This is a genomic window from Paenibacillus mellifer (assembly GCF_023195895.1).
Classification (GTDB): domain Bacteria; phylum Bacillota; class Bacilli; order Paenibacillales; family Paenibacillaceae; genus Fontibacillus; species Fontibacillus mellifer.
This window is the reverse complement of sequence record NZ_JALPRK010000015.1, coordinates 1-11,499: the sequence shown is the minus strand read 5'-3', so window position 1 is coordinate 11,499 and position 11,499 is coordinate 1. Positions and strand designations below refer to the sequence as shown.

The window sequence follows — 11,499 nt, the reverse complement described above, 5'->3', positions numbered from 1 at the left end:
AACACGATAGTTTCAACGGAATCTTAAAGCTCCTCAACAATAATGTTATTGTTGGTATAGACGCAAATTTCCGATGCAATCTGAAGGGATTCCCGAGCGATATCTTTGGCTTCAAGACCCTGGCCATGGCGTTTAAGCGCCCTTGCCGCCGACAGCGCGAAATTACCACCTGACCCGATCGCCAGTACATCATCATCCGGTTCGATGATTTCCCCGCCGCCGGAAATCAGCAGCATCCCGGATTTGTCCATGACGATCATCAGAGCCTCCAGCTTGCGCAGCACGCGATCCTGCCGCCAATCCTTGGCCAGTTCCACGGCCGCTCTCTGCAAGTTGCCTTGGTGCTCCTCCAGTTTCCCCTCGAATTTCTCGAATAACGTGATGGCGTCAGCAACCGAACCGGCAAAACCGGCGACCACTTGCCCACGATACAACCGACGGACTTTCTTCGCCGTCTGCTTCATCACGACGTTCTGCCCAAATGTGACTTGGCCATCCCCGGCAATGGCTCCTTTGCCATTATGGCGTACGGCGCAGATCGTCGTGGCGTGAAAAGATAGATCCATGAGTGGTTTAGCACTTCCTTTCTTGAATCTCAACCCTCCCCATCCCTCCCTTACCGTAAGGGAGGGCGCCCGAGGGCCTGCTGCCCTCTGGACTCCCGCAAAGGGAAGAACGTGGGATCGACTGAGGCGCTCCTTCTCGCTGTCCCCGGCGGGGATGCGCTTAACTACGTGCGTGGAACGCTTTCCCTTCGGGAATCGCTTACGTTCTGCTTTATTGGGCTAATTCTATGTGTATGAGTATCCTTGCTTTCAGCATAACCCGTTTCCCCCCTAGATTGCAAAAAAACGGTGGTTTAACCCAACCGTTCTTCTGCCATAAAGGCTCGCAAGCTATTGAGCGCGCGATGAGCGAGCGCTTCGTTTTTCTCCGCTTTCTTGCGGTAGCGGGTGTCTAGCTTAGGGAATAAACCGAAGTTAGCGTTCATCGGCTGAAAGTGCTCGAAGTCCGCGGTAGTGATGTACCGCGCCATGCTGCCGAGCGTCGTATCCTCAGGGAAGACGATCCCTTCGGTATCGGCGGCGGCACGAGCGGCGTTAATCCCGGCGATCAAGCCGGACGCGGCAGACTCGACGTAGCCTTCAACGCCGGTCATCTGACCGGCGAAGAACAACGTCGGCCGAGCCTTCAACTGATACGTTGGCATCATCAGCTTCGGCGAGTTGATGAACGTGTTGCGGTGCATCACGCCATAGCGGACGAACTCGGCATTTTCGAGACCCGGGATCATGGAGAAGACGCGTTTTTGCTCGCCCCATTTCAGGTGGGTCTGGAAGCCTACCAGGTTGTACAAGGTGCCGGCCGCGTTATCCTGGCGCAGCTGCACGACAGCGTGCGGCAACTTACCCGTATGCGGGTTCATGAGTCCAACCGGCTTCATCGGCCCGAACAGTGCGGTCTGCTTGCCTCGGCGCATCATGATTTCGATCGGCATACAGCCTTCGAAATACACTTCCTTCTCGAAGTCTTTCAACTGCGCCACTTCCGCGTTGATTAACGCGTCATAGAAAGCGTCGAATTCCTCTTCTGTCATCGGGCAATTGAGGTAAGCCGCTTCGCCTTTGTCATACCGTGAAGCTAAGTACACTTTATTCATATCGATCGATTCTTTCTCCACAATTGGAGCAGCCGCATCGTAGAAGTAAAAATAGTCCTCACCGGTCAAACGCCGGATCTGCTCCGATAAAGCAGGAGACGTCAGTGGACCTGTCGCAATGACGACGATCCCTTCTGACGGAATCTCCTTGAGCTCCTCATTCACCACTTCGATCAGCGGGTGCTCTCTGAGCGTACGGGTAATTTCCCCGGAGAAACCGTCCCGGTCAACCGCGAGCGCCCCGCCGGCAGGTACCGCGTTACGGTCCGCCGCGCCAAGCACCAGCGAGTTTAGCATCCGCATCTCTTCCTTGAGAACACCAACCGCGTTTGTTAATCCATTGGCCCGCAACGAGTTGCTGCAGACCAGCTCGGCAAATTTATCGGTATGATGCGCCGGGGTTTTGACCACCGGACGCATCTCGTATAAGACCACGGGGATTCCTCGACTCGCGATCTGCCAAGCCGCTTCACTGCCGGCCAGTCCCGCGCCAATGACCGTTACTTTATTCGTCATTCTCTAATCCCCCCAAAATCCTTGCTGAGTTTCTAAGTTGTCGATATCCGCAAATCCTTACAAGACTTATCTCTTAATCATCCGTACCGTCATCGTTGTCCTCGATCGCTTCCACGAAGTCGCAAGCCGTACATTGCAGTTTGCCGCCTTGCTTGTTCCGTTTCTCCACAAGCAGGGAACCACACTTCGGACAAGGCTTCGGCGATGGTTTATCCCACGAAACGAAATCGCACTCCGGATAACGGTCGCAGCCATAGAAGACACGTCCCTTTTTGCTCCGGCGTTCTACGACATGGCCCTCTTTACATTTCGGGCAGGTGACGCCGATATCCTTGACGATCGGTTTGGTATTACGGCAATCTGGAAATCCGGAGCAGGCCAGGAATTTCCCGAAGCGTCCCAATTTATACACCATCGGTTTCCCGCATTTTTCGCAAATTTCATCAGAAACTTCGTCTTCGATTTCGACTTCCTTCATTTCTTCTTCAGCAACGCGAAGCCGCTTCTCGAACGATTCATAAAATTCGCCAAGCACCCGCACCCAATCCTCGGAGCCCTCCTCGACATGGTCAAGGTCCTCCTCCATATGAGCGGTAAACTCAACGTCAAGGATCTCCGGGAAGAACTGTTCGGTCTGCTCAATAAGGAGCTCGCCTAGCTCAGTAGGCATGAATTTCTTCTCTTCGATGGCCACGTAGCCGCGTTTTTGAATCGTCTCCAGGGTAGGCGCATACGTACTTGGGCGTCCGATCCCCAGCTCCTCCAGCGTTTTGACCAAACGTGCCTCGGTGTAACGCGGCGGTGGTTGGGTGAAATGCTGTTTCGGTTCAATTGATTCTTTAACCAACACTTCCCCTTTTTGCAGCGGCGGCAAGAACTTATCATCCTCATTGGCGTTCCCATCGTCGTTGCCTTCCACGTACACCTTCATGAAACCAGGGAAACGAATCTTCGAACCTACCGCGCGGAAGGTCGCTTCACCTACAGCAATATCGACCGACAACGTGTCCAGCACAGCAGATGTCATCTGGCTGGCCATAAATCGATCCCAAATTAATTTATACAACCGGTATTGGTCCCGGCTGGTAAATTCCTTAACGGATTCCGGGTCGCGCATCGCTGATGTAGGACGAATCGCTTCGTGAGCATCCTGTGCGCTGGCCGCTTTTTTGGAATACTGACGCGGCGTTTCAGGTGCAAAGGCCTCACCGAATTTACCCAGGATATATTCCTTCGCTTCCTCTTGAGCCGAGGCGGCAATTCGCGTTGAGTCCGTACGCATATAGGTAATCAGACCAACGGTTCCCTCTTTGCCGAGGTCAACCCCCTCATAGAGCTGCTGAGCGACGGACATCGTCTTCGCTGCGCGGAAATTTAACTTACGGGCAGCCTCCTGTTGCAGGGAGCTAGTCGTAAACGGCGCAGCCGGATGGCGGAGGCGTTCTTTCTCCTTCACTTCGGCCACGCTAAACTTCGCTTTCTCCATCGATTTCAGGATTTCCTGAACCTGCTGTTCGCTTTGCAGCTCCAGCTTTTGGCCTTGGAACTGGTGAAACTTCGCTTCGAACGCAGAATCTCCGGTTTTCAGCTTCGCTGTAATGCTCCAGTACTCTTCCGGAACAAATTCGGAAATTTCGTTCTCCCGATCCAAGATGATTTTCAACGCAACCGATTGTACGCGGCCAAACGACATCCCTTTTTTGATCTTCTTCCAAAGCAGCGGGCTGACCTTGTAACCAACCAACCGATCCAGAATCCGTCTGGCTTGCTGCGCGTTCACAAGATCCATGTTGATCTGACGTGGGGTCTTGAACGCATCTTTCACCGCTTGCTTCGTAATTTCATTAAATACGACGCGGCATGTTTCCGTTTGATCCACGTCCAGAACGTGGGCCAGATGCCAGGCAATCGCTTCGCCTTCGCGATCGGGGTCAGCCGCCAGATAGATTTTTTTTACTTTTTTGCTGGCATCCTTTAATTCTTTTAATACGGAACCCTTCCCACGGATCGTAATATACTTCGGACTGAAGTCGTTCTCTACTTCAACCCCAATTTGGCTCTTGGGCAAATCGCGAACATGACCCATTGAGGCTTTCACGATGTATTTGCTACCTAAGTATTTGCCAATCGTTTTCGCCTTGGCAGGCGATTCCACGATGACGAGTGAATCCGCCACAGGTTCGTCCTCCTCTCAAACAATACGAAACTTCATTTAAAAAATAAAATTGAGTTCAAAAAGTCAGCTTTTCATCACCGAGAAGGTTGGTTGAAACGATATTACTTCGTGATCAAAAGATGGCTTTGTGAACTACCTATCATATAGTCATATATTCGGGCCACTCTTGGTTAGGAATGGACTATATTAACTGGTACACGGAGCCGGGGAGTTGAACCGCCGTTTTTTTCATGATTAAAGATAACAGAACTGAATGTAAAAGTCCAAAATCCCACCCGGTCTGCAAGAGCAAATCATCAAAACTCGTGATGCCCTGCTCCAACATATGGTATATGCGTCGCTCCTCATCTGTCAACTTGTTTCCTGTTACCGCTTCCTTTTTGGATACATTAATAACAGGTAAAATGGCCTCATACTCCTCCCAAATATCCTTGGCTTCGGTGACGATTTTGGCTGCCCCCTGCTTGAGCAGCGACAACGTCCCCCGGCTTTTCGGCGAGGTAACCGGACCAGGGACGGCAAACAAGTCTCGATTGGCATCCAGCGCCCTATCCGCCGTAATCAGCGAACCGCTGCGAGCATCGGCTTCTACAACCACGGTGCCGCGGCTGATCCCTGCGATGATCCGGTTCCGCTGCGGGAACATCCCGGGATGGCCCGGCGTGCCAATCGGATATTCTGAAACGATGAGCCCCTGCTCGACGATCCGGCGATACAGCGAAAGATGCTCCGGAGGATAAGCGACGTCGATGGCGGTGCCTAACACGGCCAAGGTAGGCCCTCCCGCCAGCAAAGCCGCTTCGTGGCATACCCCGTCGATCCCTCGGGCCATCCCGCTAACGATGGTGATTCCACGAGAGGCAAGCTCTCCTGCCAAATCTGTAGCTACCTTCCGCCCATAGGCGGTTGGCAGCCGCGTACCAACCATCGCAACGGAGAGGCTGTGAAGCAATCGTGTATCTCCAAGGGTATACAAAACCCATGGCGGCCGAGCGGTCTCCTTCATTAGAATAGGATACTCCGGATCCAATCGGGTCATTACCCGGATTCCCTTGCTATGGAGCAATTCCAGTCTGTCATCAATCCATTCGGCGGTGAGCTGTGCGGCCATACGCAGCGCCAGCTCCGAGTCCAGCCCTCGCTCCATCCAATCTGCAGCTGTGAATTCTAGGGCATGCTCCCAATCCTCATTGTATTCAACAATTTGCTGCAGCGTTTTATGCCCCACCCCGGGGCATTCATGCAACCCCACCAATACCCACTTCTTCTCCACTCCCTGATCCCTCCTTGGAAATAAAAAAAGCAACCTTCCCAGCCGCTTTCGGCTTAAGAAGGTTGCTTACCTTTGCGAATGATTATATCAAATAAAGATCAATGTGTCGTGCACAAATTCAGAATGCCGCGCTCCTCCAGGACACTCACAAGCGTTGCGCCCATTTCGGACGGGGTTGGCGCCACTTTAATACCGCAGGACTCCAGCTTGGCGATTTTTTCCTTCGCCGTACCTTTCCCCCCGGAAATAATCGCGCCGGCATGACCCATCCGTTTGCCCGGAGGCGCAGTCACGCCGCCGATAAATCCAACGACAGGTTTCGTCATGTTCTTCTGGATCCATTCTGCGGCTTCTTCTTCGGCCGTACCGCCAATTTCCCCGATCATGATGACAGCATGCGTGTCGTCGTCATCATTAAAACGGCGCAAAATATCTATGAACTCCGAACCCTTCACCGGATCCCCGCCGATGCCAACCGCCGATGATTGACCGATGCCACGCGTCGTTAACTGATGCACCGCTTCGTACGTCAACGTGCCGCTGCGCGATACGACGCCGACATGGCCCGGTAAATGGATATATCCCGGCATAATACCGATCTTACATTCGCCAGGCGTGATCACACCCGGACAGTTCGGACCGATCAGGACCGTCTTTTTTCCTTCCATATAACGTTTAACTTTCACCATATCAAGAACCGGAATGCCTTCCGTAATACAAATAACCAAATCCAATTCCGCTTCCACGGCTTCCAGGATCGAATCCGCGGCAAAAGCCGGCGGTACATAAATGACGCTGGCGGTTGCGCCAGTCGCTTCCTTAGCTTCGCCAACCGTGTTGAATACCGGCAGGCTGACGGTTTCGCCGCTCTCTAAGGTGATGTCCACCTTCGTACCACCCTTGCCCGGCGACGTTCCCCCGACCATTTGCGTGCCGTAGTCGAGCGCCCCTTTGGCGTGGAACAACGCGGTTTTCCCGGTGATCCCCTGGGTGATGACCTTCGTATTCTTATCGACCAAAATACTCATATTTCGAGCCTCCCCTTATGGATAGGTGATTGCGTTCTAAATACGACTGTTAGGATACGAGCGCTACGATTTTCTGTGCGCCATCCGCCATCGAGTCCGCAGAGACGATCGCAAGTCCCGATTCGGCCAAAATCTGTTTGCCCAAATCAACGTTCGTTCCCTCCAGGCGCACGACGAGCGGGCGATCCAAACCAACCTGCTTCGCCGCTTCCACGATACCCGAAGCAATGACGTCACATTTCATGATACCGCCGAAAATGTTGACAAAAATGCCCTTCACCTTGGCGTCCGACAAAATGATTTTGAACGCTTCCGTAACCTTCTCAGCTGTAGCGCCGCCCCCAACGTCCAGGAAGTTAGCCGGGTCACCGCCGTAATATTTGATGATGTCCATTGTTGCCATCGCGAGACCCGCCCCATTGACCATACAGCCGATGTTGCCATCCAGTGCGATGTAGCTGAGATCAAACTTCGAGGCTTCAATCTCCTTCTCATCTTCTTCCTCCAAGTCGCGCAATGCCAAAATATCCTTATGGCGGAACAGTGCGTTGGAATCGAAATTGAGCTTCGCGTCGAGTGCCATCACATTTCCGTCACCCGTGACAACCAGCGGATTGATCTCCGCGATGGAGCAATCTTTGTCCACAAATGCTTCATATAAAGCCAACATAAACTGCGAGGCTTTGCCAACCAATTCATTTGGAATGTTAATAGCGTATGCCAACCGGCGCGCCTGGAACGGCGTCAAGCCGATGGCCGGATCGATCGCCTCTTTGAAAATTTTCTCCGGCGTCGCCGCCGCAACCTCTTCGATTTCCGTGCCGCCTTCCTCGGACGCCATCATCGTCACCTGGCCCGTTCCTCGGTCCACAACGACACCGACGTAGTACTCCTTCTTAATATCGCAGCCTTGCTCAATCAAGAGGCGCTTTACTTCTTTGCCCTCTGGCCCCGTCTGATGGGTGACCAATACCTTGCCGAGGATTTCCTGGGCATAGGATCTGACCTCATCCAAATTCTTCGCCACTTTGACGCCGCCGGCTTTACCGCGGCCTCCGGCATGGATTTGCGCCTTGACCACGACAACCGGGGTCTCCAGCGCTACCGCCGCTTCCACAGCTTCCTCGACCGTAAACGCCACACGTCCTTCAGGAACGGCCACGCCGTACTGCTTCAGGACTTCTTTTCCTTGATATTCATGGATATTCATGCGTAAAAATCCTCCTATCAACAGGCGGTATTTAGAGGGTGGTCCCCCTTCTCAAAAACATCAGCTGAAACCCAGAATATTGTACCACTATTTTGAAACGCTTACCTTAAAAAGTTCATGATTTATACACAACTTTTTTATATCGTTTTCATCTCACTTTGAGATGAATAAGTGACGCCGAGAGGTAGAAAGGTCGATTTTTCGTTAACCGCTTTCAAAGCTTCAAAGAGTTGGAATAAAAGGACATCATTCAACCGGATTCATCGAGGAAGACATTTCATTTCTCACTCACGTATCTCGTCATGAGATGAATTTCGATAAAATCCGGCAATTCTGATGAATGCGTAGTTTGTGAGATACACGCTTGCCATATCTCCCACCGTCAGTTAATAGAGTTAAAGAAGCTACCTCTACTGAATTCCCTTTGGTTTCGGAAAACTTGACAATCGTTGCACTTCGTCCTAGAATACGTGTAACTTCATTATCAGGGAGAATAAGGAAGCACCTTTTTCCAAACCGATCTTGCTTTAGCAAGGATCCAAACCGACATGGGAAGAGGTGTTTTTTGGTATGTACGGAAAATTGTACAGCGCTTGCTTATACGGTATCGATGGCGTCATGATCGAGGTTGAAGTCGACTTATCCAGTGGGATCCCTCAGACTAGCATCGTGGGTTTGCCGGACTCTGCGGTCCGCGAAGCGGTCGACCGGGTCCGGGCGGCGATCAAAAATTGCGGGTATCGCTTTCCGCTACAACGTGTCACGATCAATTTGGCGCCTGCCGATCTCCGCAAGGAGGGCTCCGCTTTCGATTTGGCCATTGCCCTTGCGTTACTGGCAGCAAGTGATCAGGTGAGACTACCGCCAGAGGAACGACTGCTCATCATCGGCGAGCTGTCGCTCGACGGGACGTTGCGGCCAGTTCCCGGTGTCTTGTCCATGGTTGATCGGGCGCGGCGCGACGGCTTTAGCGCAGTTCTGCTCCCGCAGGATAATGCCGGAGAAGCCCTGCTGCTAGGAGGCATCCGTGTCTATAGCCTTGGCCATCTTTCCGAGCTGGCTCCTCCCGCAACCGATGATATCCACCAGACAGCAAACGTTCTTCCCCCTCTGCGTTCTACCCAAGGGCAGGAGGGGCAAGCTCCGCTCGTCCTTGAAACATTAAACCACCTCGAGCAGAAACCTACAGCCCAGGGTTCGACGGCCGATATGCCCCCATTGCTCGATTACAGCGATGTTCTGGGCCAAAGGCATATCAAACGTGCACTGACGATTGCTGCCGCCGGATTTCACAATATCGTGCTAATCGGACCGCCGGGCACAGGTAAAACGATGCTGGTACAAAGGCTTCCTTCCATCCTGCCGCCCTTGACGTCGGAAGAATCGCTGGAAGTCACGAAAATTTATAGCTCCGCCGGCAAGCTCAACGACTCAGGGCAAGGGCTGATCCTGAGCCGCCCCTTCCGTTCGCCGCACCATACGATCTCCGCCGGAGGCCTCATTGGAGGAGGCGGAATTCCAAAGCCAGGCGAAGTCAGCCTCGCCCACCATGGGGTCCTGTTCCTTGACGAATTACCAGAGTTCTCCAGAGGTGTGCTGGAGGTGCTGCGCCAACCGCTGGAGGATCGCATCGTCACGATCAGTCGTTCCCGGGCGTCGTTCACTTTCCCGGCTCATTTTCTGCTGGCAGGGTCTTTAAATCCTTGCCCGTGCGGCTATCTTGGCGCAGAACCTCCGTTGCCGCAGTGCACCTGTACCCCCTGGCGTATCGTCCAATACCGCGAAAAAATATCCGGCCCGTTGTTGGACCGGATCGATATGCAGGTGGAAGTCCCCCGTCCTCAGCGTTGGCAGGAGGATCCCCAGCCCCTGGGCTCTGCGGCGATGCGAGACCAGGTGATGGCGGCCGAGCGCATCCAACAGGATCGCTATCACGGGAGCCGAATCAGCCGGAACAGCGAATTGTACGGCAGCCTGCTGCGCCGATTTGCCCCGTTGAACCCCGATGCCGCCAAGCTGCTGCAGGTTTCCTTCGAAACGCTGGGGCTCAGCATGCGGGCCTATGACCGGATCATCAAGTTATCCCGAACCATCGCCGATTTGGACGGGGAGACGAGTATCCGGGCCGAACATGTGGCGGAAGCCATCCAGTATCGCCAGTTGGATCGCCGGCAAGAGATTGCAGGATGAGTCTATGACCTATTGAGACAACGGGACTTAGAAAGCAGCCTGAATATGCTCCAGCGCAAGCTCCTCGTCTCTCCCAAACGTGACGGCCACCACGTCAAAGCGAATATTGGCGTCAGATAACCCTGTACGATGAAGATAAACGGCGGCCGTATCCCGAACCTGTTTGATTTTACGAGCCGTAATTGATTCAGCCGGCGTGCCAAAAGCCGCAGCCTGTTGGCTGCGGCTCCGTACTTCTACGATGACAAGCGTAATCCCTTGACGAGCGATGATATCAATTTCCCCAGTACGGCAACGCCAATTTCGCTCCACTACGGTATACCCCTGCGATAACAGGTGCTCACAAGCGGCTTGTTCCGCTTTGCGGCCGCGATCCTTCCGATCGTCCGTTCTTCGCCCATTTACACCGTGGTTACTCAAGGAACAACCCTCTTTCCGCCATTTTATCGGATCTATAAATAAAGGTTAGAATTTCAGCTACCAGGTCGTACAATTCGGTAGGAATCTGCTGGTCCAGATCCAGCTTGGACAACACCTCGACCAAGGCGGCATCCTCTTGAATCGGAATCCCGTGTTCTAAGGCCGCGTCCAAAATCTGATCCGCAACTAGTCCTTTGCCTTTGGCGACGACCACCGGAGCTTCTCCCTGGCCTGGATCGTATTTAAGAGCGACCGCTTTTTTGAAAGCCAGGTCGGAGGCATGCGGGTTCTCCTTCATACGCGGTAATCCACCCCTTTGTATACGCTAGGCGCATAAGACATAGGCAGACTGAAATCCGCCTCGGCGCCTTCCGCACCCGTTGGTTGAATCAAAGGTTCGGCCTTTAGCGACAATAACCGATACCCCGCATTCTCTAACGCCAGGCCCACTTCTTCTTGACGAGATTCGAGAAAAGCGCCGGTCGCTTCCTTCTCACTGTAAATTTTGAGCAGTACTTTCTTGTCGGCGACCTGCACGTCCACCATGATCTGACCCAGCGCCTTCATCTGCAAATCGAACCACAGCCGGCAATTGTCCGGATCCAGCTCGCCTTTGCGTCCGCGCCGCGACTCGATGTGTACTGCGGCGGTTTGTCGACCGTCCGGACCGATAAAGGGCAGGAACATCGTGACCTGCGCGAACGGCGCCGTCCGGTCCGTATTGAGCAGCAGCTGCTGTCCGGTCAACTGCTGGACGAGCTGGCGCGCCGCCTCTTGGAGCGGCGCGGGCAGATCGTCTGAGGCCATCACCTGCAGGAGAAGGCCCTTCAGCGTCTCGTGCGCAGCCGTGCCCGATGCCGGTGTGCCGCCGACGCTGCTGTTGCGAGCAGCGGCGACGGCAGCGGCTTCATCGGCGCTGCCCGGCGGCTGCGCCGGGGTTTGGCCCGCGCGCGCATCCGCCAGCGCGGCCGGGTCTTTCCCGGGCGGTGTCAACCCCTCGCCCGGGGTTGCGCCGCCCGCCGCTGC

9 protein-coding genes and 1 pseudogene are annotated in these 11,499 nt (G+C 53.9%); 1 reads left to right on the top strand and 9 read right to left on the bottom strand.

Going from position 1 to position 11,499, the window contains the following annotated elements; genetic code table 11:
* Positions 1-23: 23 nt before the first annotated feature.
* The 6 genes from hslV to sucC form a co-directional block, all read right to left on the bottom strand.
* A complete protein-coding gene (gene hslV, locus M0651_RS15560; RefSeq protein WP_059045370.1) occupies positions 24-566 on the bottom strand; it encodes an ATP-dependent protease subunit HslV in 543 nt (180 codons plus the stop codon).
* 293 nt (positions 567-859) lie between these two features.
* Positions 860-2,176 carry a methylenetetrahydrofolate--tRNA-(uracil(54)-C(5))-methyltransferase (FADH(2)-oxidizing) TrmFO gene (trmFO, locus tag M0651_RS15555; RefSeq protein ID WP_248552662.1) on the bottom strand — a complete coding sequence of 439 codons (1,317 nt, stop codon included), beginning with the start codon at positions 2,174-2,176 and terminating at the stop codon, positions 860-862.
* Positions 2,177-2,249: 73 nt separating this feature from the next.
* Positions 2,250-4,352, bottom strand: coding sequence for a type I DNA topoisomerase (gene topA / locus M0651_RS15550; protein WP_248552661.1), 2,103 nt, complete (start codon positions 4,350-4,352; stop codon positions 2,250-2,252).
* A gap of 181 nt (positions 4,353-4,533) precedes the next feature.
* A complete protein-coding gene (dprA, locus tag M0651_RS15545; RefSeq protein WP_248552660.1) occupies positions 4,534-5,625 on the bottom strand; it encodes a DNA-processing protein DprA in 1,092 nt (363 codons plus the stop codon).
* A gap of 98 nt (positions 5,626-5,723) precedes the next feature.
* A complete protein-coding gene (sucD, locus tag M0651_RS15540; RefSeq protein ID WP_248552659.1) occupies positions 5,724-6,653 on the bottom strand; it encodes a succinate--CoA ligase subunit alpha in 930 nt (309 codons plus the stop codon).
* Positions 6,654-6,702: 49 nt separating this feature from the next.
* Entirely contained in the window at positions 6,703-7,863 is a 1,161-nt protein-coding gene (sucC, locus tag M0651_RS15535) for an ADP-forming succinate--CoA ligase subunit beta (protein WP_248552658.1), read from the bottom strand.
* Between the two features lie 570 nt (positions 7,864-8,433).
* On the opposite strand from sucC, the gene M0651_RS15530 reads away from it, so the two are divergent.
* Entirely contained in the window at positions 8,434-10,053 is a 1,620-nt protein-coding gene (locus M0651_RS15530) for a YifB family Mg chelatase-like AAA ATPase (protein ID WP_248552657.1), read from the top strand.
* A gap of 27 nt (positions 10,054-10,080) precedes the next feature.
* Here the strand turns inward: M0651_RS15530 and M0651_RS15525 are convergent, their stop codons facing one another.
* The 3 genes and pseudogenes from M0651_RS15525 to M0651_RS15515 form a co-directional block, all read right to left on the bottom strand.
* The gene (locus M0651_RS15525; RefSeq protein ID WP_248552656.1) at positions 10,081-10,473 is read right to left on the bottom strand and encodes a YraN family protein; all 393 of its coding nucleotides are present in this window, start codon (positions 10,471-10,473) and stop codon (positions 10,081-10,083) included.
* Positions 10,466-10,771, bottom strand: a complete 306-nt coding sequence (locus tag M0651_RS15520) for an EscU/YscU/HrcU family type III secretion system export apparatus switch protein (RefSeq protein ID WP_248552655.1) — start codon at positions 10,769-10,771, stop codon at positions 10,466-10,468. Before M0651_RS15520 ends, M0651_RS15525 begins: the two co-directional genes overlap by 8 nt.
* A pseudogene (locus M0651_RS15515) lies at positions 10,768-11,499 on the bottom strand (flagellar hook-length control protein FliK); the annotation flags it as partial. The pseudogene M0651_RS15515 and the gene M0651_RS15520, both read right to left, overlap by 4 nt.